The organism is Actinoplanes sp. NPDC089786 (assembly GCF_040684855.1).
Lineage (GTDB): Bacteria > Actinomycetota > Actinomycetes > Mycobacteriales > Micromonosporaceae > Actinoplanes.
In genome coordinates this window covers 92,366-118,108 of the sequence record NZ_JBFBGU010000020.1, presented here as the reverse complement: position 1 = coordinate 118,108, position 25,743 = coordinate 92,366, and the positions used below count along the sequence as shown (strand labels likewise).

The window sequence follows — 25,743 nt, the reverse complement described above, 5'->3', positions numbered from 1 at the left end:
CTCCTCGCCGTCACTGGAGCCACCGTGCCGGCGACCGCGACCCCGGCCGTCGGCGCGGCGACCGCGACCCCGGCGGTTGACGCGGCGGCCCGGCTGGCCGCTCAGCCGGACATCGACATCCCGGGGTTCGACGTGGGCGCCTTCGCCACGCCGACCGTCCAGAAGCCCGCGGTGCTCTGGTTCTGGAACCGGGTGCAGACCGAGGCGCAGGTCGACCGGACGCTCCAGGACATGCACGACGCCGGGTTCACCGAGACCGTCATCTTCCGGATGGACGCCGAGCCGTTCTTCAGCCCGGCCTGGTTCGCGCGGGTCGAACACGTCCTGGAGAAGTCCCGGGACCTCGGCATGAAGGTCTGGCTCGACAACGACTCGCAGTTCCCGAGCGGCGCGGCCGGCGGACTGATCGTCAACGGCGGCACCGTCGGCGGCAAGACCTACCCGCCGCGACCGGACCTCGGCGTCAAGACCGCCGTCCGGGCCGGCGACGTCGTCGTGCCCGGCGGCCGCCGGGTCGGCCTCGCCGGTCTGTTCGGGGGGAGCATCCAGCACGTGGGCGGCGAACTCGTCGCCGACGCCGCCGTCTACCCGGGCATCACGCTGCTGCGGGACGGCGCCACCTGGTCCGACTACACCGTCGAGGCGAACTTCACCATCGAATCGGGCACGGCCGGGTTCATGGTGCGGTCACCTGATCGGCGCAACGGCTATCTCGTCGACGTCCGCAAGGCCGGCATCGTCGACTTCTGGAAGCAGGTCGACGGCAGCTTCTCGCAGCTGAGGCTGGGCTCGGCCACACCCGCCGGCTGGAACCCCGACGGCCGGCACACGATCAGCATCCGGGCCGTCGGCAACCAGCTCTCCGCGACCCTCGACGGGATGGAGGTCGCCCCGGTCACCGACCCGGCGTTCGCGACCGGCGGGGTCGGCATGCGCGTCGACGGACCGCAGAAGTGGCGCCTCGACGACCTGGCGGTGACCCGGGTCCCCGGCGGATCCCCGCTCTACCGCAACGACTTCACCGACCCGGCGTCGGTCGGCGACTTCGACGTCGCCGTCCGGCCGCTCGAGAACGTCATCGCCGTCACCGCCCGCCCCGCGACCGGCACCGGCTCGACCGACCTCGACCGGGTCGTCGACCTCACCGGCCACCTCGGCGGCGACGGCACCTGGGACGCCCCCGCCGGCGACTGGCGCGTCGAGGCGTTCACCTACCGCTTCCGCGGCGACAACTACGCCGACACGCTCGACGCCGAGGCGATGGCGCTCTACGACAAGATCATCATGGACGAGTACCACGAGCGGTTCGGCTGGGCCTTCGGCACGGTGCTGCTGGGCTTCGCCGACGACGAGCCGTCGCTGAGTGACCGGCCGACCGAGAGCGCCGTGCCGTGGACGCCGTCGCTGGCCGACCGGGTCGAGGACGGCGGAACCACCGTCGCCCGCGCGATGGTGTCGGTCTTCAACGACATGGGACGAGCGGGGGCCTCGGCCAAGGGCCGCTTCTACCGGGCGGCGTCCGACCAGTGGGTCGACACCTACTGGAAGCCGAAGTACGAGTGGACCAAGGCCCACGGCATCGCCATCATCTCCAACCCGCTGTGGGACGAGCACGGTCCGCTCGAGGAGCTGCGGCACTCGGGCAACCTCCTGACGGCGCATCAGTGGTCGCAGATCCCGGGCACCGATCTGATCTTCAACGACGTCGGGAACGGCGCGGCCCGCTTCCTGCCGCGCACCGCGGCCAGCGTCGCCCACCAGATGGGCAAGCCCCTGGTGTACGACGAGCTGATGGGCGCGACCGGCTGGGAGAGGTCGCTCGACGACCTGCGCGAGGGCGCCGCCATCTCGGCGCTGCGGGGGATCAACAAGGCGCTCTACCACACGACGTACGACGGGATCGACGGCATCCCGTACCCGCCGGTCTTCATGAGGGAGAACACCTGGTGGCCGTGGATGGGCCAGGTGAACACCTGGACCGGCCGGCTGATGGAGTTCGGCCGGCACCGCACCGCCGCACCGACCGCGCTGCTGCAGACGCAGCGCTCCAACGAGGCGACGCAGCGCTCCGCGGCCGGGTTCGGGCCCGACCAGGACTGGATCGCCACGATGAACTCGCTCGAGGACTCCCAGGTCGACTTCGACCAGCTCGACGAGGGCGCCCTCACCGGCGACCCGCAGGTGCTGACCCCGGCGTCGGTGGCCGGCGGCACCCTCCGCGTCGGACGGATGAAGTACACGACCGTCGTCGTGCCGAAGGCGGCGTACCTGTCGCTCGAGGCGGCCAGGACGCTGCGGAAGTTCGTCGCCTCGGGTGGTGAGGTGGTCTTCGCCGGACCCGCGCCGGCGATGGAGGTCGACGGGCGCGACGCCGAGCTGGGCGCGCTGATGGCGCAGATCCGCAAGCTCGGCGGCAACCGGGTTGTCACGGTCGCCGGGCCCGCCCAGGCCGGCTCGGCCGCGTCGGGTCTCGGCCAGGCCGCCGTCACGCTGTCGACGCCGAACACCGGTATCCGTGCGCTGCGGTTCGCCGAGGCGGGCACCGACGGCTACCTGCTGCTCAACGAGGGCGGCGCCCCCGTCACGGTCGACGTCACCTTCCCGGCCAAGGGCGTGCCGGCCGTCTGGGACCCCGAGACCGGTGCCGTCACCGAGGCGACCACGTACCGCACGACCGGCAACAGCACCGTGGTGCCGATGACGCTCGACCCGCGGGCGCCGCTCGGCGTCACGCTGAGCGGCACGCCGGGACCGCACGTGACCAAGGTCGTCGGACCGGCCCGGGTGACCTCGACCAGCGTGGCCGGCGGCGTCCTCACCGCCCAGGTCCGCACCGAACGCTCCGGCGTCACCCTGATCCGGGGCGAGGACCGCGCCCACCGGCCGCTGATGGGGACGAGCGCGCCCGTGGTCGTACCGGACGTCGTCCCGGTCGACGGCGACTGGACGATGGCCCTGGGGAACGGGACCGCGCCGGTCACCCGGCCGCTCCAGGGCTGGACCGACGTGGCCCCGCACTACTCCGGCAGCGCCACCTACACGACCCGGGTCACCCTCGGCGCCGGACGGCCGCCCGGCACCGGCTGGACCCTCGACCTGGGCCGCGTCGCCGACGTCGCCGAGGTCACCGTCAACGGCGTCCACGTGGCCGACCGGATCTGGGCGCCGTACCGGCTCGACGTCGGTAACCTGCTCCACGAGGGCGCCAACACGATCGCGGTCCGGGTCACCAACACCCAGGGCAACGAGAAGAACCAGCAGGCGTACGACTCGGGTCTGTACGGCCCGGTGACCCTGATGCCCTCGGTGACGGTGCCGGTGACCCTGCGCCCGGCCACCATCTCGGCCCGGAACGTCACCGCGAAGATGGCCGGCGACCGCGCGAACGTCCGGCTGACCGTGGTCAACCACGGCGCCCGGCCGGTCACCGGCGTGGTGACCGCGGCCGGCCCCGAGGGCTGGACGGCCAGGAGCGCCGGCCGCGTCACGGTGCCGCCCGGCGGCTCGGCAACCGGTGTGGCACGGCTCTTTCCCGGCGGCTTCGAACCCGACGGGCCGGTGCCGGTGAGCGCGGCGTTCGTCGTGGCCGGCCAACCCGTGGACGGCGCGACCACCACCCTGGACTGGTCGTTCCCGACGCCGCCGGCCGGGGCGACGGACCACGTCGATCTCGGCGACCCCGCGTCCGAGAACGCCCACCGGCTGACCGCGTCGCCGACCAGCGGCACGAATGTCGAGGCCGGGCTGACCCGCCGCTACGGCGGATACCGGGTGCCCGACGCCTGGTACGAGTTCGACCTCGCCGTCACGGCCGGGAAGGGCTTCGTGCTCCAGGGCCTGGAGACCTACGACGGCAACCCGCAGCAGAAGAGCTATCGGATCTTCGTCGACGGCCGGCTGGTCGCGACCCGGCTCAACGTGCGGCCCATCCGGCAGGCCGGCACCGCCGCGTACCGGCTGCACGTGCCGGACCGGTTCGTCACCGCCGGCACGGTCCGGGTCCGCCTGCAGAGCCGTTCCGATCCCGACTTCGCCGACCCGTCCCTGGCCGACGTCTGGGCCCTGCCTGACCGAGGCCCTGCCCTGCCCTAGCCCATGCCGGTGGTCATGTCGAGGACGAAGCGGTAGCGGACGTCGTTGCGGGCCAGCCGCTCGGCGTGGGGTGAGCCCACGGTGTCGAGGACGAGATCGAGGCGAAGCCGACCACCGCCGCCGCCGGGCCGGCCTGGGCGCCGCCGCCCAGGGTGCCTTCATGCGCTGAGCCTCGGGGGAAGGCGCTAGGATGGGCGTACACGGCAGTGATCCGGCCATCACCGGGGAGTCTCCGGAAGAACAGGCCTCGCGTGCGCCGCGTGGCCCCACTAGAACCGGAACAGCAACACAATGAGCGGCGCCAGCAGTCAGGGCGCAAGCGGGGTGGTACCGCGGAGTGTGGCTCCTACCGGGGCCTTGTGCTTCGTCCCCGCGTGGGTGGCAACCATGAAGCCACCCGTGCGAGCGTGACGGAGCCAAGGGAGTAACAGAGAAATGACGCAGTCCGCCGGTGACTCGCCGTTCGTGGCGTTGCCGCCGAAGCTCGACTTCGCCGAGATGGACCACCGGATCATCGACTGGTGGAAGTCCAACGACGTGTTCACCCGCAGCCTGGCGCGGACCGCCGACGGGCCGAGCTGGGTGTTCTACGAGGGACCACCGACCGCGAACGGCACACCGGGCACCCACCACGTCGAGGCGCGCGTCTTCAAGGATGTGTTCCCCCGCTTCAAGACCATGAAGGGCTACTCGGTGCCGCGCCAGGCGGGCTGGGACTGCCACGGGCTCCCGGTCGAGCTGGCCGTGGAGAAAGAGCTCGGGATCAGCGGCAAGCAGGACATCGAGAAGATCGGCGTCGCCGAGTTCAACGCCCGCTGCCGCGAGTCGGTCATGCGGCACGTCGGTGAGTTCGAGGCGCTCACCGAGCGGATGGGCTACTGGATCGACCTGTCGCACCCGTACGAGACGATGTCGCCGGAGTACGTCGACTCGGTGTGGTGGTCGCTGGCCAAGATCCACGCCGATGGTCACCTGACCGAGGACTTCCGGGTCGCTCCCTACTGCCCGCGCGACGAGACCACGCTCTCCGATCACGAGGTGGCACAGGGCTACGAGACGGTCACCGACCCTTCGGTGTACGTCCGGTTCCCGTTGGCCGCCCCCCTGCGCGGCCACGACGATGTCGACCTGCTGATCTGGACCACCACGCCGTGGACGCTGGTCGCGAACACCGCGGTGGCGGTCAACCCCGAGGTCACGTACGCGGTGGCACGCTCCGAGAAAGGCACCTTCGTGGTGGCCGAGCCGCTCGTCGGCGCGGTGCTCGGCGGCGAGGCCGAGGTGCTGGCGACGGTGCCGGGCGCCGACCTGGCCGGCCTCGCGTACCGGCGGCCTTTCGATCTGGTGGAGATCCCCGACTCGCACATCGTCGTGCTGGCCGACTACGTCACGGTCACCGACGGCACCGGGCTGGTCCACCAGGCGCCCGCGTTCGGCGCCGACGACCTCGCCGTCAGCCGCGCCAACCGGCTGCCGGTGGTCAACCCGGTCGGGCCCAACGGTCACTTCCACGACGAGGTGCCGCTGGTCGGTGGCATGTTCTTCAAGGACGCCGACCAGGTCCTGATCAAGGACCTGAAAGACCGTGCGCTGCTGTTCCGGTCCCAGCGGTTCGAACACTCGTACCCGCACTGCTGGCGCTGCCACACGCCGCTGATGTACTACGCGCAGCCGTCCTGGTACATCCGGACGACCAAGGTCCGCGACGCGCTCGCCCGCGAGAACGAGGCGACCAACTGGTTCCCCGAGCACATCAAGCACGGCCGGTACGGCGACTGGCTGAACAACAACATCGACTGGGCCGTGTCGCGCTCACGGTACTGGGGCACCCCGCTGCCGCTGTGGCGGTGCGAGAACGCCCACGTGACCGCGATCAGCTCGCGGGCCGAGCTGGGCGGGCTGGCCGGCCAGGACCTGTCCGACCTCGACCCGCACCGCCCCTTCATCGACGCGATCACCTTCGACTGCCCCGACTGCGGGCAGACCGCCACGCGGGTGCCCGAGGTGATCGACGCCTGGTACGACTCCGGCTCGATGCCGTTCGCCGCGCTGGGCTACCCGCACGTGCCCGGCAGCAAGGAGAAGTTCGAGGCCACCTACCCGGCCCAGTACATCTGCGAGGCGATCGACCAGACCCGCGGCTGGTTCTACACGCTGATGGCGGTCGGGACCCTCGTGTTCGACAAGTCCTCGTACGAGAACGTGGTCTGCCTCGGCCACATCATGGCCGAGGACGGCCGCAAGATGAGCAAGCACCTGGGCAACATCCTGCTGCCCATCCCGCTGATGGACGCGCACGGCGCCGACGCTCTGCGCTGGTTCATGGCGTGCTCGGGCTCGCCGTGGTCGCAGCGGCGGGTCGGTGACGGGCCGCTGGAGGAGATCGTCCGGAAGGTCCTGATGACCTACTGGAACACCGTGTCGTTCTTCTCCCTCTACGCCAGCCACACCGCGTGGAACCCGGGCTCGGCCGCACCGGCGGCGGAGCGCCCGCTGCTCGACCGGTGGATGCTGGCCGAGGTCAATGCCCTGGTCGGCGCCGTCGACGAGCGGCTCGAGAGCTACGACACGGCCGGCGCCGGCCGGTTGCTGGCCGAGTTCGTCGACGACCTGTCCAACTGGTACGTGCGCCGGAACCGGCAGCGGTTCTGGAGCGGCGACCACGACGCGCTCGTCACCCTGTACGAGACGCTGGAGGTCCTCACCCGGCTGCTGGCCCCGATCGTGCCGTTCATCACCGAGGAGGTGTGGCAGCGGGTCGTCCGCCCCGCCGACGCGGACGCGGCCGAGTCGGTCCACCTGGCCGGCTGGCCCACTCAGCACGTCGACCTGCTCGACGCCACGCTGACGGCGCAGGTCAAGGCGGCCCGGGCCCTGGCCGAGGCCGGCCGCGCGGCGCGGAAGGCGAGCAGCATCCGGATCCGGCAGCCGCTGGCCCACGCCCTCGTCGGGTTGCCGGCCGGGACCGAGGTGCCGGCCGCGCTGCTGGACGACGTGGCCGACGAGCTGAACGTCAAGGAGCTGGCCCTGCTGGAATCCAGCGCCACGGTGATCGACGTGACCATCAAGCCCAACTTCCGCGAGCTGGGCAAGCGCTTCGGCAAGCAGACCCAGGTCATCGCCAAGGCGATCGCCGCCGAGGAGCCCGGATCGCTGGTCGAACGGCTGCGCGGCGAGGGCAGCGCCACGGTCACGGTCGATGGCGAGCCGGTCCCGGTCGGCCTCGACGACGTGCTGGTCACCGAGGTGCCACGAACCGGCTGGATCGTGAAGTCCCAGCGCGGTGTCACGATCGCCCTGGACACCCAGCTCACCCCCGAGCTGGAGGCCGAGGGCGTGGCCCGGGACGTGGTCCGGGGCATCCAGCAGGCCCGCCGCGAGGCCGGGTTCGACGTCTCCGACCGCATCGCCGTGTCGGTCACCGGCGGCGACGCGGTGCTGGCGGCCGTGCGGTCGCACGAGGACTTCGTCAAGGGCGAGACGCTGGCCGACACGCTGACGCTGAGCACCGAGGCGTCCGGGGCGTACACGGCGCTGGTCGGCGACGGCGAAGAGGTCCGCGTCGACGTCGAGAAGGTCTGACCCGGGCGGCGGCCTGCCGGCGTACAAGAGCCGGCGGGCCGCCGAAGGGCGTGCGGTCAGCCGGCCGGGGTCAGGCGGTGGACCAGGCCGGCCGCGTCGTCGCTCAGGTAGATCGCGCCGTCCGGGCCGGGGATCGCGTCCACGCTGCGGCCCCACCGGCTGCCGTCCGGGTTCTGGAAACCGGTGACCAGCGGCTGCGACGGCGTGAGGGTGCGGTTCCGGTTGTCCCAGGGGCTGTAGACGACGTACGGCTCGCGCGGGGGCTGGCGGTTCCACGATCCGTGTGCGGTGATCAGCGCGCCGCGGGCCAGCGACCTCGGCAGGGCGGAGCCTTGGGTGAAGGCGAAGCCGAGAGGTGCGCTGTGCGCGGGCAGGCCGAGCGCGGTGCGGTCGACGGTGGAGCAGTCGAGCGCCGCGCCGTCGGGGTTGTTCGCCGGCTGGTTCACGTAGCCGATATCGGTGAGGGTCGTGTTCCCGGTGGTGTCGGGCACGCAGTAGGGCCAGCCCAGTTCCGTGCCGGGCGTGACCCTCGCGACCTGGTCGACCGGGTTCTCGTTGATGTAGGACGGGACCCGCCGGCCGTACTGGCCGGTCTCGTCGCGGAACGGGTAGGGCTGGTTGTCGGCCTGGTTGACCGCGGTGAAGAGCGTGCCGTCGGGGGCGAAGGACAAACCCGAGCCGTTGCGTACGCCGGTGGCGATGGTCCGGTTGCCGGTGCCGTCGAGTCCGACCTGGGCGATGGTGGCCCGCTCAGGCGTGGACGTACGGTCGATCGGGTTGTCGTTGGTCAGCGATCCGACGTCCTTACCTCTCATCAGCCGGGCAACGCATCGATGATAATGAAACTCCGGACCGCCCGGGGAGACCCGGTCCGGGTCCCCCTGCCGTCGCGGGACTAGGGTCGGCGGAGTCGCGTTCCGAGCAGCGCGCCGGAAGGACACTCCTGTGCACCCGCGGATCGCCGAGCTGGCCTGGGCTCCCACTCACATCGGCGAGATCAGCCTGCGCCGGCGCCTCGAACCCGTCACCAAGACCGAGGTGTACGAGGTCAAGCTCGGCGACGAATACCTGATGTCCAGCCTGTTCACGGTGGCCGAGGAGGAACTGGCCCGGCTCACCCTGGCCGTGCTGCCGGATGCTCCGGTGGACGCCGTGGTCGGCGGCCTCGGCCTCGGCTACACCGCGCGCGCCGCCCTGGCCGACGACCGGATCCGGTCCTTGACGGTGGTCGAGGCCCTGGCGCCGGTGATCGACTGGCATCGCCGCGAGCTGCTCCCGCAGGCCCGCTCGCTCACCGCCGACCCCCGCGCTGTCCTCCTGGAGGGTGATTTCTTCGCGCTGCTGCGCGACGGATCGGGTTTCGACCCGGCCGATCCCGACCGCCGCTTCGACGCCATCCTGGTCGACATCGACCACTCACCGGTCAACGTCCTGGACCCCGCCCACGCCGACCTGTACACGCCGGCCGGACTGAGCCGGCTCGGCCGCCGCCTCCGCCCGGGCGGCGCGTTCGGGCTGTGGTCCGACGACGCGCCCGACGAGGCCTTCCTGACCGTCCTGCGGCAGTGTTTCGCGACGGCGACGGCCCATGTGGTGTCGTTCGCCAATCCGCTGACCGGGGGTAGCTCGGCCAACACCGTGTACGTCGCCACCAGCGCCGGCTGACCGGCCGGTCAGCGGCGGCGGCCGGTGGACAGGGCGACCAGGAACTGCCCGCCGCCCGGCTCGACGCTCGCGGTCACCGGCAGTCCGGGCGCCAGCCGGGAGAACCGGTCGACCAGCCAGTCCGCCGCCTCCTGGGCGTCCTTGCGGCCGGGGCAGCGGGCGACCAGCTCGCGGCCGCCCTTGCGTTCGAGGCGCTCGGCCACGGCGATCAGCGGCGCCGGCTCGACCACGTGCAGGCGGTCCGGCCAGGCGATGACCACCTTGACCGCGCCCTTACGGGTGTTGCAGGCGCGGTGGGCGAGGCGCTCGGCGACCTTGGCCTTCTTGTCGGCGGTACGGCTGTCGACGCTGGGGCCACGCGGGTCGTTGACGGACATGCCGGCGTCGACCGGCTCGTCGCACACCCAGCATCGCCAGCCGTCACGCTTCGCCACGTCGTCGAGAAGACTCATCCGAGCAAGGTAGCGTGCGACACAGCGTGCTGAGCGGTGGGCGTAGGGTGAGGTGAGCTGCCGCTTCATCGGCCGCTGTCGCGGCGGGATGCTGGCGCTGGTGATGCCCGGTCCGAGCCCGTGACGGCCCGCCCCGGCAGGGCCGGAGGCCGCCGTCATGCAGGGCACCTACTCGCAACGTCGCGGCGGATCGGCTAACGATGACTGTTGTGGTCATCATGTCCAGCGTTGAGCACCGGGCCCGGGTGACCCGGCTGGTGGCCGCGCACGGTCCTGATGTCGGCCAGTTGTGTGATGCCTGCGTGGCCGGGCTGCCCGGGGTCGGCGGTGCGGGGCTGGCGGTGATGACGTCGTTGCCGGCCCAGCAGGTGCGGTACGCCAGCGACCGGGTCAGCTCGCGGGTCGAGGAGCTCCAGGTGGTGCTGGGTGAGGGGCCGTGCATGGACGCGTACGCCGCCGGCAGCCCGGTCCTGGCCACCGACCTGAACGACGCGTTCTGGCTGCGCCGGTGGCCGGCGTTCACGCCCGCGGCGATCGGCGCCGGCGCGCTTGCCGTCTTCGCGCTGCCCCTGCAGGTGGGCGCGGCGCGTCTCGGGGTGATCGACCTGTACCGGGCCGGACCGGGCGCCCTGGACGGCGACGAACTGGCCGAGGCGCTGGCCTACGCCGACGCGGCCACCGAACTTCTGCTGGCCGAGCACCTTCCGGGCGGGCAATTGCCGGGCAGCGCCCAGCTGTTCACCCACCGGGCGGTGGTGCACCAGGCCACCGGCATGGTCAGCGCCCAGCTGAGCATCCCGATCACGGACGCCTTCCTGCGGCTGCGGGCACACGCCTATGCGAGCGACCTCGGCCTCGACGACGTCGCCACCGAGGTGGTGGCTCGCCGGCTGCGGTTCGACGACGGCGACGGGGACGAGACCAACCAGTGACGACGACGGTGATCAGGAGGCGGCCATGAGCACGCCACGGGAACAGACTCTGGCCGACGCGTTCGTCGAGCTGACCGACACTCTGGTCGCGGACTTCGACATCGTGGAATTCCTGCACCTGCTGACGCGGCGCTGCGTGGAGCTGCTGGGCGTCGAGGCCGCCGGCATCATGGTCGCCGACCAGCGCGGCGCCCTCCGGGTGATGGCCTCGTCCTCGGAGCAGGCCCACCTGCTCGAGCTGTTCGAGGTCGAGTCCGATCAGGGGCCGTGCGTGGACTGCTACACCACCAGGGCGCCGGTCGCCGACCTCGACCTCGACCACCCCGACCCGAAGTGGCGGGAGTTCGCCGGCCGCGCGCGGCGATCCGGCTTCCGGGCCGTGCACGCCGTCCCGGTGCGGCTCCGCGACGAGGTCATCGGCGTGCTCAACCTGTTCTCGGCCACGCCCGGCCCTCTCGGCGACGACGCGTCCGGCGCGGCCCGGGCCATCGCCAACGTGACCACCATGGGTCTGCTCCAGCACCGCGCCGTCGAGTACCGGCAGGTGCTGGCCGAGCAGTTGCAACACGCGATGAACAGCCGGGTGGTGATCGAACAGGCCAAGGGACTGCTGGCCGAGCTCCTCGGCCTGGACATGGCCGCCGCGTTCGACGAGCTCCGCCGCTACGCCGCCCTGCTCGGCCGGCGGCTCGGCGACGTCGCGGCCATGGTCGCCGCCGGCGACCACGGTCCCGACCCGGCCGAACGCGCCGGACTGCCGCGGGTGCTGCTGATCCGCCGCTTCGACATGAACACCCTGACCCGGCTGCGGGACGCGGTCGCCGCCGCCACGGCCCGGCACGGCCTGCGGGAAGCACAGGTCGACCATTTTGTGCTCGCCGTCCACGAGGCCGCCTCCAACGCCGTCCGGCACGGCGGCGGCACCGGACAAGTCCTGCTCTGGCGGCTGGACGGCGCCATCTACGCCGAGATCAGCGACAACGGTCCCGGCTTCGCCGACCGGAACCTGATCACTCCGACCGAGCCACGGATCAGCGCCCCCGGCGGCCTCGGCCGCTGGCTGATCAGCCAGACCAGCACCGTGCGCACGCTCGACACCGGCGGCGCCGGGACGCGGCTGCTGCTGAGCCACCCGCTCGACACGCCCCACTCCGGTCCGGGCGGCCGCTGACCGAACCGGCGTACTGTTAGCTGGTCCCGGTACCGATGGCACCCCGGCTGAGGGTGCCGCGACGCCGGCCGATCCCCCCGGAGGGGGACGCCATGTCGAACGACCTTGACCGGCCCGCCGAAACATCACCGGAAACGACCACCGCCACCCCGAAGCGGCACACCCGCACCGGCGCCGCCTGGTTCGGCATCTGCCTCGCCGCGGTGGTGCTGGTGGTGCTCATCGTCTTCATGCTGCAGAACACCGGCACCGTCGAGGTCACCTTCCTCTGGATGCACGGCAGCCTGCCCCTGGCGCTGGCCCTGCTCGTGGCCAGCGTCGGCACGGCCATCGCCACCATGATCGTCGGTGCCGCGCGCATCACCCAGCTCCGCCGGCAGTCCCGCCGCCAGCTCCGCTGAGGCCGGTCCGCTGAGGCCGGTCCGCTGAGGCCGGTCCGCCGGCCGTCTCAGTGCCGGGTGGGCCGGTAGATGAGCTCCTGGATGCGACCGTCCAGGGTGCGCTGATCGAGCAGCTCGAGGTCGAAGTCGGCCGCGCCCCGGAAGATCGGGGCCAGGCCGGTGCTGCCGGTGATGACCGGGAACAGCGTCACCTGGACGCGGTCGACCAGGCCGGCGGCCAGCAGCGCCCGGTTCATCGACAGGCTGCCGTGCGAGCGCAGCGGCACGTCGGACTGCTCCTTGAGCCGGGCGACCACGTCGACCGCGTCGCCGTGCGCGACGGTGGCGTCCGGCCAGTCGAGGGGCTCCACCAGGGTTGTCGAGACCACCGTGGCCGGGGTGTTCACCATCCGGGTGACCCACGGGTCGCGTACCTCGGAATCCTCGCTGCTCCCGGCCAGCATGCGGGTGAACTCGCGGTAGGTCGTGGCCCCGAAGACCATGCGCAGCTCGGTGCTGTACTGGGCGAGGCGGTGGTCCAGCAGCTCGGGGCCCTGCTTGCCCCAGTAGCCGGTCCAGTCGCCACGTGCGGCGCCGAAGCCGTCGAGGCTGGAGAAGACGTCGAAGGTGTACGTCGCGGTCATGTCGTGCTCCTCGGTGTTGTCGGGTGGCTGGCTCTCACCCACTCCACGAACGCCGCGCCCTCGTTTCGACACATGGGGCAGTACTTCTTTCGAGGAGTACGCGGGCCTTCGCGGTGCGTGGTTGCGAGCATGCGGCATCCTGCCTCCATGTGATCTTCGATGGAGTTCGCCGGGCTTCGTGGGCTGTTGTGGTGGTGGCGGCGCTGGTGGCCGGCTGTGACAGCGCGCCTCCGGTGAGCTCGCACGCCGTCATCGTCGACCCCGCGCCGTCGGCTTCCGCCCCGTCAGCGCCCGGTTCGTCGTCGCCCAGCAACGCGCCGCCGGTGGGGCTGCCGCCCGGGGCGGTCGCGCTGACGCCGGCCGAGCTGGCGCGGGTGCCGCAATTCGGCGCGCCCCCACCGGCCACGCCGATCGTGCTGCCCAAGGGCGAGTCCGCCGCCTGGCTGAACCGGATTCCGACCAGCCAGAAGGTCGCCTTCATCACGATGGACGACGGCTGGGACAAAGACCCCAAGGCGTACGCGCTGCTGACGGCCGCGCACGTGCCGGTCAGCCTGTTCCTCCAGGTCGACGCGATCAAATCCGACGTGGAGTACTTCAAGCCGCTGATCGAGGCCGGCGCCACCGTGGAGGCCCACACCATCACCCACAAGCAGCTCACCGGCCGCTCGTACGACTTCCAGAAGCGCGAGATCTGCGGTTCGGCCGACCGGCTCGGCCAGTGGTACGGCCGCCGCCCGCAACTGTTCCGGCCGCCGTTCGGGGCGAAGGACGCCACCACCCTGCGCGTCGTGCACGACTGCGGCATGAAGGCGGCGTTCCACTGGAAGGAGGCCACCAACAAGGGCAAGGTCTACTACCAGGAGAGGCACGTCGTGCAGCCGGGCGACATCATTCTCATGCACTTCCGGCCGGCCTTCGTCGACGATTTCCTGGCCGTGCTGAAGGCCATCAAGGACGCCGGGCTCACTCCCGCCCGGCTCGAGGACTACATTCCCGGCGCCGGCTAATAGGTCCATTTCTGGAGCGCGCTGCCGTCGCAGGTTCTGATCAGCACCACGGCCTTGTTGGCGGTCGTCGCGGCGCCCAGGCAGAGGGCCGGTTTCGCGGCCGGCCGGATGGTGCCGTCGGCGTTGAGGTTCCAGGCCTGGGCCGGCGATCGGTTGCAGGTGTAGGTCCAGATCACCCGGCCCGAGGTGAAGGCGCTCGACGGCACGTCCAGGCAGTTGCCCATCACCCGCAGGGACTTGTCGTCGGGTAGCCGTACCAGCGATTGGGCCTTGGTGGTGTTGCACGTGTAGGCCTGCAGATAGGTGCGGATGGCGATGCTCGACGCCGGGACGTCGACGCATCGGCCGGTGCTGTTCCGGACCGGGCTCATCAGCGGCTTCGGGCCCGCGGCGACCTGGACCATCCGGGCCACCGAGGGGACACCGGCGGCGTCCACGATGAACAGCATGTAGTAGCCCGGCGGAGCGACCCCGCCGGTGGGTGGTCCGGTCACCGTCAGCGTCGTGCCCGACGTGGTGAAGGCCAGCGGTACGTAGCGCTGGCCCTGATCGACGCCGTGCGTGACATCGCCCAGGCCGACCAGCGCCACCTTCCGGATGGTCGCCGCCTCCGGGGTCGACAGGGTGAAGGCGCTGTTGACGCCGACGCCGGCGGGCGCGGTGGAGATGACCGGCCGCGGGGCCGGCTGCCCGGTGCCGTCCTTCCGATAGAGGTACGGCGGGGAGAAGTACTCGATGTTCTTCTCCAGGTAGCCCTTCTGCATGCAGACCATGCAGACGCCGCCGCCGCCGGTCATCACCCGGCCGTCCGGCAGCAGCGCGGCCGTCGAGTGATATTGGCGGACGCGGCTCGCGCTGCCGAGCACCGTCCACCGCCCGGTGGCCGGATCCCAGCGCTCGGCCGCCGTGACCGCGTTGTCGAGGTCGACCAGCGGAGACTGGGCCGCGCTGCTCATGCCGCCGGTGGCCAGCACCGACCCGTCGGCCAGCAGGGTGGCGTTGAGCTGACGCCGGGGCGCCGACATCGCCCCGGTCGGCGCGAAGGCCGGCCGCAGCCCGGCGTTGTTCACCACGACCGCGCTCGACGTCGGTGGCTTCCCGCCGCCGACCACGATCGACTTCCCGATGTCGTACGTCGAGAAGCTCCCGTAGTCACGACTGATGGCATCGCGGGTCGCGGTCGCCGTGATGATCCCGTCGCCCGAGGTGTTGATCGTGTACGCGGCGGCGTAGGGCCCGAAGAGCGACAGCTGGGTGTCGGGCCGCGACCCCAGGAACGGATAGAGCCGCGCGCTGAATTTCGTGAACCCGGGAAGCGCCCGAATGGCGCCGTCAGCCTGATAGACCTCGGCCGTGGCGGGCCCGCCGCCGACAATGACCTGTTCACCGTTGGCCGTTCCGGCCACCGACGGATACCACCGCGGCGCGGCCATGTCACGGCCACGGCTCCACGTCTCATTCTGCCAATCGAAAATGTACGTTCGAACCGTTCCGTCGAGCTCCGCATCGGCATTCCCGCCGGCCACCAGAATGTTGCCGCCGGGCAGGTGGGCGAATCCCGCACAGAAGATGTTCGACCCCAGCAGATCAACCCGCCGGTACGTATCGTCACTCGGATCCCACACCATGGCGCGGGTGAAATCGTGATCCGGATAGGACTCGGCCGCATTGTCACCGACCGAATCCCAGATCAGCACCTTGCCGTTGGGCAGCACCGCCTGGAACACCGGAACCACCGGCGTGTCGACGACCGGACTCCACGACCCCGCCACCCCCGGATCCGCCGCCACGGCCGCCTTGCCCCGCGCCGCCCCCGGCCGCAGCCCCGTCGCCCGCTGGATCTTCGCCGCGTTCCCGGCCGTCTGCTCCTCGATCACCCGCATCGGCGTCCCCGCCAGATCCTCGGCCGCATGCGAGTGCTCATGACGGTGGGCAGCATGATCGTGGGCCCGCCCACTGGCGAGCGCCGGACTGCCCAAAACTACTAATGTGGACAACAGCCCGAAAGCAACAAAGCGGCGTCGCGTACGCATAAGCAATTCCGCCCTGTCTACTTCGGCCGGTAGGCAGACGCTATCCCCGCGTCGATATCCCGGACAAACTCCTTCCAGTCAGGAATCGATGGCTGATCGGCCGACGAATTGTCGGATCAACGACTTGCGCCGAACCGATCGCCACCGGACCGCCCGGTCACTCGGTGGCGACGGTCGGGTCGCCGAGGGCGCCGGTGGTTTCGCGCTCCTCGTTGGTCTTGGTGTCCCGGGTGGCGCAGGTCATGCGGAGGCTCACCACGTTGGTGAGGGCGAGCTTGACCTCTTTCGGGTGACCCACCGAGACGTTGACGGGCTTGGCCAGCTTGCGGCCGTCCTGGTCGTAGAAGGTGAACTCGACGGTCTTGCCGAAGCTGTTCCCGGTGGCGTCGTCGATGCCGGCCGTGGTGCTGAAGCTGGTCATGCCGGCCACGTTCCACTGCAGGATGCTGTTGGTGACGTCGTCGCAGCCGAAGACGATGCCCCGGCCGAAGCGCTTGGCGGCGAAGGTGACCGGCTTCGGGTCGCGGTAGCCCTCCGTCGTCTCCTCAGTGTCCAGGTACTTCGTCGCCTCGGGGACGGGGATGTCCGAGGCCGGCGGGTCCGTGGGCTCGGACGGGAGGTCGGACGGGGGCTCGGAGGACGGTTCCGGCTCGGTGGGGGTCTCCGACGGGGTGGGGGAGGGGGACGGCGAGGGGGAAAGGGAGAAGGACGGCTCGGGTACGGGGGTGGTGGTGGCGCTCAGGGCCAGCACGCGTACGCCGGTGAAGGCGCCCAAGGTGATCGCCACGACCGTGATGCCGACCAGCAGGGTCAGCCACTGGCGCAGGTCGAGCGCGTGCAGGAGTTTGCCGGGCGGGACCTGGTGGCGGTCGGCGAGCATGCGGCTGCGGCGGTAGCGGCTGGTCGTGCGGGCGGCGGCCAGGATCATCAGGAAGGCCGCCAGGACGCAGCCGACCAGGAGGGGGACGGCGGTGGCGAAGCTCCCGGCGTACCCGAAATAGAGGGTCGCGCCACCCACGAGGGTGACCAACAGGCTGAGGAAGACGAACAACGCGGCTCTCTGACTCTTGTTCACGTTGAAGGTCTGACGGACGAGGGGCGAGCTGTCCGTCAGAGAGGGGCGTGGCCGACGAACCAGTGATCGAGACCGAGATTCACGACCGGATCAACGAGGCGCTCGCCGGGCGGCGGAGTCAGCGGTCCTTCGTCGAGCAGCTGCACGACGGGTGGGCGGCGACCGTCGCGGGGCTCGACGATCTCGCGGCGATGGTGGCCGCCGCCGACGGGACGGCTCAGCAGGAAGGGGCCGACGCCGAGGTGCGCATGGGGTTCGGCGAGCTGAGGGCGCGGCCGGGCGCCCTGCGGAAGCGGGCCGGGGACGTCGGGCGTCAGGTCGACGCGGCGGTGGCCCGGGTACGCCGGGAGACGGTCAACATCGGCGTCATCGGCAGCACCAAGGTCGGCAAGAGCACCCTGCTGCGGACGATCACCAACCTGCCCGACACCGTGGTCCCGTCCACCGAGTTCCAGCCGACCACCGCCTCGGCCAGCAGCATCTACCACACCTCGGGCGCGCCCCGCGCCACCCTGCTGCTGCACACCTGGGAGTCGTTCCGCGACGAATACCTCGCCCCGCTGCACGAGCTGGCGAAGCTCGGGCCGGCGCCACGGGACGTGGACGAGTTCCGGCGCCACCGCTACCCGGCCGCCGGCAGTGCCGAGGCCGCCGGCGCGGGAGCCGACGACTACCTGCGGAAACTGGACGCCGCGCACCGGTCGCTGGCCAGCTACGAACGGCTGCTGCTGGGTGGCGAGCGGTCGATCTCGGTGGGGTTCGCGGAGCTCCGGCCGTACGTCGCCTACCCGCGCAAGGACGACGGTGACCCGGTCGGCGTGCAGCCGTACCACGCGGTCCGCAGCGTCCGGATCGAGCAGCCGTTCCTGGCCGGCGCGGCCACCCGCCTCGGCCTGATCGACCTGCCCGGCGCGGGCGAGGCCGGGCTGGACATCGACCGGCAGTTCCTGCGCCAGGTGAAGAACGAGATCGACCTGCTGCTGATGGTCAAGCGGGCGGTGCCGACGTCGGCCGCCTACCTGGCCGAGGACTCGTACACCCGGACCCTGGCCGACTCGGCCCGCGGTGGCGTGCCGCTGGTCGACTACTACAAGGTCGTCGTCAACCACGACCGGGTCACCGACACCGCCGGGAAGTTCTTCGAGAAGACCTTCCAGAGCGTGCGGGAGACCCAGGACGAGCGCGGCATCGAGGCGCTCGGCGCCGACGTGACCGACCGTGGCGAGGTGCTGGGCCGGCTGCTGAACCCGCTGCTGCGGCACCTGGCGGCGCGGCTGGCCGAGATGGACCGGGCGGTGGTCGGTGAGGCGCTGCGCGGCGCGGCCGAGGTGGCCGGGGAGATCTCCGCGTACGCCACGGCGGCGCTGAAGCGGGCCCGTGAGCTGGAGATGCTGCTGCCGGACCAGGAGGACGAGTTCCGCACGCTGGCCGAGAAGCTCCGCAACAACCTGGCCGTCGACCTGGCCGGGCTGGTGCAGCGGTACGACGCCGAGACCGCGTCGGGCACGGCCGACGGTTCGCTGACCGAGGCGATCGGCACGGCGGTCGGCGAGGCCCGGGCGTGGGTGCGCGACGGGCTCGGGTACGGCGACCGCGCCGCGTGGCTGGAGGAGGTCCGCGGCCAGTTCGTGCACGGCGAGCTGGAGACCAAGCAGGACGAGTACTACCGGGCCAAGACCGAGATCACCACAATCTTCGGGCGGATCGACCCGTCGCTGGACGAGGCCGTGCAGCGGCTGTGGGACGAGGTCGCCGGGACGTTGCGGGCGCGGCTGACCGCTGAGGTCGTACCCCAGGGGCCGAATGCTCTGGCCGAACTGCTCGCGACGGCCGAATCGCGCCGGGCCCGCATCCTGGCCGGGGCCCTGACGTCGCTGTGCGACCTGAAGGAGGACTACGGCAGCGTCGTCCTGCGGGTGACCCAGCCGATCATCCGCGGCATCCACTGGGACCAGAGGCCGGCGCCCGCCGCCGACCCTCCATCGTGGACGCCGCCGCCGCGAAAGGCCGCACCGCCGGTCCAACAGGCCAAGCCCGGCGGCTGGGTGATCCGCCCGGACGGCTCCCGCGTGCGGTCCCAGGGCAGCGTCGTCCCGGTCGCGCCGGCCGGGAACGGGCCGATCGAGAGCCTCTACGACGAGCTCTGCGCGGTGGTGGACCGGGTCATCACGGCGCTGGAGACCGCGCTCAAGGACGAGGCGCGGCTGATGACCCGTACCCTCGCCGCGGCCGCCGACCGGTTCTTCAACACCGCGATCCGCACCAACCGCAACGAGCGCGACTACGAGAACCTGTGCCGCCCGTTCATGCGGACGATCTGGCCGGACCACTTCACCGGTGGCGCCGCGCGGCTCACCGCCGACCTGTCCCGGCTGGCCGAGCAGGCCCGCCGGACCGGCGAGCTGACCACGGCGGTGACCGGGCTGTCCACCGGCCTCCGGACCGGCCACTGATGCAGCTGGACGTCGCCGACAGCGACCTCGGCGACAGGCTGGGCGCCGGCGGCCAGGCGGTCATCCACGACCTGCCCGGCCTGCGGCTCCCGGACGTCCCGGGGCCGCTGGTCTACAAGAAGTACCGGGACGACCGGGCGCCGCGGACGCACGACATGCTCCGGCTGGTGCAGCTGCGTGAGGGGCTGACCGGCGCCGACCGGGCCCGGCTGGACGCCATCGCCACCTGGCCGGTGCGCCTGGTCTGCGACGGGCCCGACCTGCGGGGCGTGGTGCTGCCGCGCATCCCGGACTCGTACTTCCAGCCGGTGACCCTGCCCGGCACCGGCGCGTCCAAGAAGCTCGTCCGCGAGGTGCAGCACCTGTTCGTCGACCCGGCGATCGGCCGCCGCACCGGCATGCCCGAGGTGACCCGCGAGCAGCGCCTGACGATCTGCCGGGACTTCGCGGCCGCCCTGGACTTCCTGCACGGCCCGGCGATGGACGTGGTCTTCGGGGACATCAACGCCAAGAACGAGCTGTTCCGGCTCGGCCCGGACCCGACCGTGATGCTGGTCGACTGCGACGCCGTCCGGCCGCGCGGCGCGGTCACCGGTGGCCTGCAGCTCAACGCGCCGGACTGGGAGCCGCTGGGCCGGACGACCCTCAACCGGGCGACCGACCTCTACAAGCTCGGCCTGTTCGTGCTCCGATGCGTCCTGCCGCCGGGGTCGCAGACCTCGACCCGCCGCGACCCGGTGCCGGGCCTGCTGGACGACGCCGGGACGGCGCTGCTCACCCGGGCGCTGTCCCCGGACCCGCACGACCGGCCGGCCGCGGGGGAGTGGCGGCGCTACCTGAGCCTGGCCCTCGGCCCGCCGGCCTTCGTCTTCGACCCGCCCGGCTGGGCCGACCTGCCGGTGCCCATGCCGCGGCTGGGCCCGCCGCCGGTCGTCGAGCTCGTGCTGCCCGACCTGAGCCCGGTGCTCTCCCTCGACGTGCCGGCGCTCGACTTCGAACCGCCGCCGCTGACCGGCGTGACCGCGCCGGCCACGCCACCGGCGACCTACCACCCGCTGCCGACGCCGCCGATCACCCTGCCCGGCCTCGATCCCGGCGATCCGGAACCGGTCGACCTGACCGACCTTTTCCTGCCGCGAAAGGGAACGCCATGATCACACCCGGCCTGTTGCTCGGATGGCTCGGTGGTGGCCAGCCGGCCGTGCTGCGCGAGTCGCCGGCCGACGCCGCGCGCTACAGCTCGATGGGCGTGGTGCTCGTCGGCACCGCCGTGATGGCCTCGCTCTCGGCCACGTTCGCGCTGATGACCGCGGTCAAGCTGCCGATCGGCGCGGCCGTGGTGGTGGGCGTGTTCTGGGGGCTGCTGATCCTCGGCCTCGACCGGATGCTGGTGATCAGCATGTCCAAGCAGCAGGGCTTCTGGCGCGGCCTGCTGACCGCGCTGCCCCGGCTCGGGCTGGCCCTGCTGATCGGCACCGTCATCTCGGTGCCGCTGGTGCTGCGCGTCTTCGAGCCCGAGCTGAACAACGAGCTCCAGGTCATCCACAACGAGAACCTGCGGGCCAACCAGGAGAAGCTGAACGCCCGGTTCGCCGACATCGCGACCGACCAGGCCAAGGTGGACGAGCTCCAGCCGGTGGCCAACGGGCAGTCCAGCCCCCGGGTCAGCGCCGACCCGGACGTCAAGGCGGCCCAGGCGGCGGTGGACAAGGCACAGGCGGTGTACGACAAGGCGGCGGCCAACGCGCAGTGCGAGCTGACCGGCGACACCGACGGCATCTGCACCGGCAAGGCGGGCAAGGGACCGGCCTACCGGGAGGCGAAGGCCGAGGCCGACCGGGCCGAGACCCAGCTGCGCAAGGCGACCGCCGAGCGGGACCGGATCACCGCGGCCGCGGACGCCCGGATCGGTGGTGGCGCGGCCAACGCGCGGAAGGCCGCCGCCGCCGAGCTGACGACGCTGGTGCCGCGCCTGGAGAAGCGCAAGGCCGACCGGCAGCAGGCGCAGCAGGACCTGGACCGCGGCGAGGCGGAGAACACCGGTCTTCTGGTACGCCTGGAAGCCCTCGAACGGCTCTCCGACGGACACCCCACGATGTGGCTGGCCCACCTCGCCCTGGCCGCCCTGTTCGCCGCCATCGAGCTGCTCCCGGTGCTGGCCAAGCTGCTCTCCGGCCGCAAGCAGACGCTCTACGACCTGCTGGTCGCCAAGCGGGAGGCGCACGCGCTGGCGCTGGAGGACACCTACCGGGCGCAGCGCGACCAGCTGGCCGCGCTGACCGCCGAGGCCCGCGAGGAACTCGAACGGCACCGCCTCGAACTCCAGACCGAGGCCGGCAAACGCGCGCACGAGCTGCTGGCCGAGAAGTCCGAGGCGATCGCCCGGCGCTCGATCGACGTCTGGGGCCAGGTGGCCGAGAAACGCACCGAGGACGAACTGGCCCGCTGGTACCGCCAGCACACCCGCAGCGCCGCGGCCACCCAGAACTTCCCGCTCAACGGCCAGACGCCGGGAGCGGTGCCCCACCCCGCGGCACCCGCCGCGGGATCGTGACCAGGAGGGGAACCATGGAACACGCCGGAGCGAAACTGCTGCCGTTCTATCTCGTCGTCGACGTCTCGTTCTCGATGGAGGGCGACAAGCTCAGGGCCGCCAACAACATCCTGCCGGCCATCGTGGACGCGCTGGCCGAGAACCCGATCCTCTCCGACAAGGTGCGCTTCGGGCTGATCGACTTCGCCGACGACGCCAAGGTCCGGCTGCCGCTGTGCGACCTGCTCGACCCCAACCTCAGCCTGCCCGGCCTGGCCGCGCGCGGCGGCACCAACTTCACCGCCGCGTTCACCACGCTGCGCAAGGAGATGGAGGCGAACGTCGCCCAGCTCAAGGCCGACCAGTACCTGGTGCACCGGCCGGCCGTGTGGTTCATCAGCGACGGCGAGCCGCTGGACGCCGAGGCGTCGTGGCGGCAGGCGTTCGGCGAGCTGACCTCGCTGAAGGCGTACCCCAACTTCATTCCCTGCGGTGTCGACGAGGCCGACGTCAAGGTGATGGGCTCGTTGATCCACCCCGCTCAGGGCACCAAGAAGATGGCCCTCTACATGATGGAGGCGGGCTTCGACCCGGCCTCGGCGATCACCGCGATGGCCGAGATCCTCATCTCCAGCATGATCCAGTCCGGGTACAGCCTGGCCGACGGCAACACCGGCATGATCCTGCCGCCGAAGAGCAGCCTGCCGGCCGGCATCAAGCAGTACGACGCGGACGACTTCGTCTGATGAGCGGGAACCTCTACCTGCTCATCGACCTGGCCGAAGGCCCCAACCGGGCGGCCGCGGCCGAGGACATCACCAAGGCCTTCGCGCCGGACATCGGCGAGCTGGGCTGGCACTCGCACACCCTCGGCCTCTACCAGTCGATCCCGGCCGCGCCCGGGCCGGGCCGGTCGTACGGCGACGCGTTCCGGCGCTTCGCCAACAACATGCGGTGCGACCGCGCCGAACGGCCGCTGCTCATGGTCGTCACCGACACCGACCCGGGGGGCGACTGGCAGGCCGAGTGCGAGGTGCTCACCGCGAGCCACCCGACCGTGGACATCCGGGTGGTGGACCATCGGGACGACCCGGCCGGGCTGTTCCGGGCGATCGCGGCCGACCGGCCGTGGGAGGGCTCGTTCACGCCGTACTCGGTGGGGGACCCGGGCAACGCCGCGCGCAAGGTGCGTGCGGTGCCGGACCCCGCCGAATGGGACCGCCGCGACACCGTGCTGGACGGCGTGGAGATCCAGGGCGCCAACCGCCAGGCGTTGCTGCACGTGCGGGCGGCCAGCGTGCGCGGGCTCGGGCATCGGTACGCCGGGACCGTCCGCCAGGACGACTACGCGTTCCGGCGTACCCCATCGGGCCGTTTCCTGGTCGCCGCCGTCGCCGACGGCGTCTCCAACAGCGAGTTGTCGCACAAGGCGGCGTCGCTGATCACCCGGCAGGGCTGCGAGCTCCTGGCCGGGATGCTCGACACCACCCCGGCCGACCGGCTGGACTGGCCGGGCCTGATCGAGGAGCTCAGCCGGCGCGTCTGCATCGTCGCCCAGCCCTTCATGGACGTGCCGGACGGCGCCGCGGTCGCCTACCGCGAGGTGGCGGCCACGATGGCCGCGACCGCGCTGTTCGGCGTCGTCGACCTGCAACCGGTCGACGGCGGGCTGCCCGCGCACGTCTTCGCGATCGGTGACTCGCCGGCCTGGGTGCTGCGGGACGGCCGGGTCTGGAAGTCGCTGCACGACATCAAGAACAGCGGCGACGGGCCGGCCTCGAGCATCACCCGGGCCCTGCCCGGCCGGCGCCGCGACGAGGTGCCGCAGGAGGCGCTGCTCCGCCCGGGCGACGTGCTGGTCCTGATGAGCGACGGGATCGCCGACCCGCTGCAGGACGGGTCCGGGCCGGTGGGCCGGTTCCTGGCCGAATCCTGGCGTACGCCGCCCGCGCCGCTCGCGTTCGCCGGCCAGGTCGACTTCGCCCGGCGCTCGCACGACGACGACCGCACGGCCGTCGCGATCTGGGTGCCATGAACCCGGCCTCCTCCGAATCCCTGCCGGTCGGCCGGCTCGGCGGGCTCGGGGCGAAACTCGGGCAGGGCGGGCAGGCGGTGGTGTACGCCGCACCCGCCCTGTCCCTGCCCGACGCCCCCGGCCCGCTGGTCTACAAGGAGTACAAGCCCGGCCAGCAACCTCCGCAGGGACTGCGCCGCCTGGTCAAGGCGCGCAACGACCTCGATCCGGCCGAGCGGGCGCGGCTCGACCGGCGCGCCATCTGGCCGCTGCGGGTGGTCGAGGACGGCAGCACCGTCCGCGGCGTGGTCATGCACCTGATCCCGCCCGCCTTCATGCAGGACCGGGTGCTGCCCGGCACCGGCGCCGCCACCCGGTCCACCCGCGACGTGCAGAACCTGCTGATCCCGCCGGACCGGGCCCGGGTGGTCGGGATGCCGGTGCCGACCCTCGATCAGCGGCTCGCCCTCTGCCGCGACCTGGCCGCCGCGCTGCACCTGCTGCACCGGCACAAGCTCGTCTTCGGCGACCTCAACGCCAAGAACGAGGTGTTCAGCCTGCACCCGGACGCGGCCGTGATGCTGGTCGACTGCGACGCCGTCCGGCTGGCCGGCAGCGCCGCGGTGGTGGCCCAGCTCAACGCGCCCGACTGGGAGGCGCCGGAACGCTGGCTGACCGTCTACACCGACCGCTTCAAGTACGGGCTGTTCGTGCTGCGCTGCCTCAGCACCGGCGACCAGGTCTCGACCACGGTCGACCCCGGCCGGGCCGACGCCGCGCTCGACCACCAGGGCCAGATCATGCTGCGGGCCGCCCTCGGCCACATCCCGAACGACCGGCCCACCGCGCAGCACTGGGGCCGCTACTTCGACCATCGGCTGACCGGGCGGGCGTTCGTGAAGACCGCCTCCACCGCGGTGCCCGAGCCGCGCCACGAGGGGTGGGTGCGCGACCCGGCCACCGGGAAGATGGTGCGCCGGTGACCTCGGCGCGCTGCACGGTCTGCGGCGGCACGCCCACCGTGTGGCGGACCTCGCTGCACGACGAGGTCACCTGCGCGACGCATCCGGTGGCCGTGCGGTGCGTGTTCTGCGGGCGCGGTGACGCCGACCCGCGGGCGGCCGGCTGGCTGGCCCTGGCTGACGGGGTGCACCGCTGTCCCACCTGCGCCGCCGACGCGGTGAACACCCAGGAGCAGGCCCGCAAGCACCTGCCGGTGATCCGGCGCGACATGGCCGCGATGGGACTCGATCTGCCCGAGCGGGTGCTGGTGCGGATCGTGCCGTACGACGAGGTGGCCGGCCTGGTCGGCGGGCCGGCGAGCGGGATGCTGCTGGGCGCCACACAACAGGTGATCGGCGGGGCCGGCGGCCGGCGGGTGGTCGAGATCTGCGTCGTCGCCGGGCTGCCCGAGCTGTACTTCGGCCGCGCGGTGGCGCACGAGATCGGCCACGCCTGGCTCGGGCTGCGCGGCGCCACGACGGTCGACGACGTGGTCGAGGAGGGAACCTGCGAGCTTTTCGCGTACGCCTGGCTGAAGCGCCGCGGCACCGCGATGGCCGAAGTGCTGCGCGAGCAGATGACCCGCAACCCGGAGCCGGTCTACGGCGGCGGCTTCCGCCTGGTCCACGCGGCCATCCGCCGGCACGGCGTCGACACCGTCCTCAATGGACTACTCTCGACCGGCCGCCTGCCCTAGCCGCCGCC

Annotated in this window: 19 protein-coding genes; 14 read left to right on the top strand and 5 right to left on the bottom strand. The window is 71.9% G+C overall.

What is annotated here, in order from left to right:
- The first annotated feature begins 24 nt into the window (after positions 1 to 24).
- Together AB0O15_RS37395 and ileS are read left to right on the top strand one after the other, a co-directional pair.
- Positions 25 to 4,092: a glycosyl hydrolase gene (locus tag AB0O15_RS37395; protein WP_364329178.1), complete on the top strand. Its 4,068-nt coding sequence runs from the start codon at positions 25 to 27 to the stop codon at positions 4,090 to 4,092.
- A 435-nt stretch (positions 4,093 to 4,527) separates the two neighbouring features.
- Positions 4,528 to 7,674, top strand: coding sequence for an isoleucine--tRNA ligase (gene ileS / locus AB0O15_RS37390; protein ID WP_364329175.1), 3,147 nt, complete (start codon positions 4,528 to 4,530; stop codon positions 7,672 to 7,674).
- Between the two features lie 56 nt (positions 7,675 to 7,730).
- Here ileS and AB0O15_RS37385 read toward each other — a convergent pair whose 3' ends face one another.
- Entirely contained in the window at positions 7,731 to 8,489 is a 759-nt protein-coding gene (locus tag AB0O15_RS37385) for a hypothetical protein (protein WP_364329172.1), read from the bottom strand.
- Between the two features lie 130 nt (positions 8,490 to 8,619).
- On the opposite strand from AB0O15_RS37385, the gene AB0O15_RS37380 reads away from it, so the two are divergent.
- Positions 8,620 to 9,339: a spermidine synthase gene (locus AB0O15_RS37380; protein ID WP_364329169.1), complete on the top strand. Its 720-nt coding sequence runs from the start codon at positions 8,620 to 8,622 to the stop codon at positions 9,337 to 9,339.
- 8 nt (positions 9,340 to 9,347) lie between these two features.
- On the opposite strand, the gene AB0O15_RS37375 is transcribed toward AB0O15_RS37380, so the two are convergent.
- A complete protein-coding gene (locus tag AB0O15_RS37375) occupies positions 9,348 to 9,791 on the bottom strand; it encodes a hypothetical protein (protein ID WP_364329166.1) in 444 nt (147 codons plus the stop codon).
- A gap of 218 nt (positions 9,792 to 10,009) precedes the next feature.
- On the opposite strand from AB0O15_RS37375, the gene AB0O15_RS37370 reads away from it, so the two are divergent.
- The 3 genes from AB0O15_RS37370 (at position 10,010) to AB0O15_RS37360 (ending at position 12,295) form a co-directional block, all read left to right on the top strand.
- A complete protein-coding gene (locus AB0O15_RS37370; protein WP_364329163.1) occupies positions 10,010 to 10,723 on the top strand; it encodes a GAF and ANTAR domain-containing protein in 714 nt (237 codons plus the stop codon).
- Between the two features lie 25 nt (positions 10,724 to 10,748).
- A complete protein-coding gene (locus AB0O15_RS37365) occupies positions 10,749 to 11,894 on the top strand; it encodes an ANTAR domain-containing protein (RefSeq protein WP_364329160.1) in 1,146 nt (381 codons plus the stop codon).
- 92 nt (positions 11,895 to 11,986) lie between these two features.
- The gene (locus tag AB0O15_RS37360; protein WP_364329158.1) at positions 11,987 to 12,295 is read left to right on the top strand and encodes a lipopolysaccharide assembly protein LapA domain-containing protein; all 309 of its coding nucleotides are present in this window, start codon (positions 11,987 to 11,989) and stop codon (positions 12,293 to 12,295) included.
- 47 nt (positions 12,296 to 12,342) lie between these two features.
- Here AB0O15_RS37360 and AB0O15_RS37355 read toward each other — a convergent pair whose 3' ends face one another.
- Entirely contained in the window at positions 12,343 to 12,918 is a 576-nt protein-coding gene (locus AB0O15_RS37355) for a dihydrofolate reductase family protein (RefSeq protein WP_364329155.1), read from the bottom strand.
- A gap of 149 nt (positions 12,919 to 13,067) precedes the next feature.
- On the opposite strand from AB0O15_RS37355, the gene AB0O15_RS37350 reads away from it, so the two are divergent.
- A complete protein-coding gene (locus AB0O15_RS37350) occupies positions 13,068 to 13,928 on the top strand; it encodes a polysaccharide deacetylase family protein (RefSeq protein WP_364329152.1) in 861 nt (286 codons plus the stop codon).
- Here AB0O15_RS37350 and AB0O15_RS37345 read toward each other — a convergent pair.
- Positions 13,925 to 15,961: a galactose oxidase-like domain-containing protein gene (locus AB0O15_RS37345; protein ID WP_364329149.1), complete on the bottom strand. Its 2,037-nt coding sequence runs from the start codon at positions 15,959 to 15,961 to the stop codon at positions 13,925 to 13,927. The genes AB0O15_RS37350 and AB0O15_RS37345 overlap by 4 nt on opposite strands.
- Before the next feature lie 157 nt (positions 15,962 to 16,118).
- Positions 16,119 to 17,036: an NPCBM/NEW2 domain-containing protein gene (locus AB0O15_RS37340; RefSeq protein ID WP_364329146.1), complete on the bottom strand. Its 918-nt coding sequence runs from the start codon at positions 17,034 to 17,036 to the stop codon at positions 16,119 to 16,121.
- 47 nt (positions 17,037 to 17,083) lie between these two features.
- Here AB0O15_RS37340 and AB0O15_RS37335 point away from each other — a divergent pair, with 47 nt between their 5' ends.
- The 7 genes from AB0O15_RS37335 to AB0O15_RS37305 are packed head-to-tail and all read left to right on the top strand — an operon-like array spanning position 17,084 to position 25,735.
- The gene (locus tag AB0O15_RS37335; protein ID WP_364329143.1) at positions 17,084 to 19,489 is read left to right on the top strand and encodes a hypothetical protein; all 2,406 of its coding nucleotides are present in this window, start codon (positions 17,084 to 17,086) and stop codon (positions 19,487 to 19,489) included.
- Entirely contained in the window at positions 19,489 to 20,643 is a 1,155-nt protein-coding gene (locus AB0O15_RS37330; RefSeq protein WP_364329141.1) for a hypothetical protein, read from the top strand. The genes AB0O15_RS37335 and AB0O15_RS37330 overlap by 1 nt, the downstream gene beginning before the upstream one ends.
- Complete coding sequence (locus AB0O15_RS37325) at positions 20,640 to 22,043, top strand: DUF4407 domain-containing protein (protein WP_364329138.1); 1,404 nt, start codon at positions 20,640 to 20,642, stop codon at positions 22,041 to 22,043. Before AB0O15_RS37330 ends, AB0O15_RS37325 begins: the two co-directional genes overlap by 4 nt.
- Positions 22,044 to 22,057: 14 nt before the next feature.
- Positions 22,058 to 22,768, top strand: coding sequence for a VWA domain-containing protein (locus tag AB0O15_RS37320; RefSeq protein WP_364329135.1), 711 nt, complete (start codon positions 22,058 to 22,060; stop codon positions 22,766 to 22,768).
- Positions 22,768 to 24,057 carry a protein phosphatase 2C domain-containing protein gene (locus AB0O15_RS37315; protein WP_364329132.1) on the top strand — a complete coding sequence of 430 codons (1,290 nt, stop codon included), beginning with the start codon at positions 22,768 to 22,770 and terminating at the stop codon, positions 24,055 to 24,057. The genes AB0O15_RS37320 and AB0O15_RS37315 overlap by 1 nt, the downstream gene beginning before the upstream one ends.
- Positions 24,054 to 25,019: a hypothetical protein gene (locus tag AB0O15_RS37310; protein WP_364329129.1), complete on the top strand. Its 966-nt coding sequence runs from the start codon at positions 24,054 to 24,056 to the stop codon at positions 25,017 to 25,019. The genes AB0O15_RS37315 and AB0O15_RS37310 overlap by 4 nt, the downstream gene beginning before the upstream one ends.
- The gene (locus tag AB0O15_RS37305; RefSeq protein WP_364329126.1) at positions 25,016 to 25,735 is read left to right on the top strand and encodes a protein DA1; all 720 of its coding nucleotides are present in this window, start codon (positions 25,016 to 25,018) and stop codon (positions 25,733 to 25,735) included. The genes AB0O15_RS37310 and AB0O15_RS37305 overlap by 4 nt, the downstream gene beginning before the upstream one ends.
- Positions 25,736 to 25,743 lie beyond the last annotated feature (8 nt).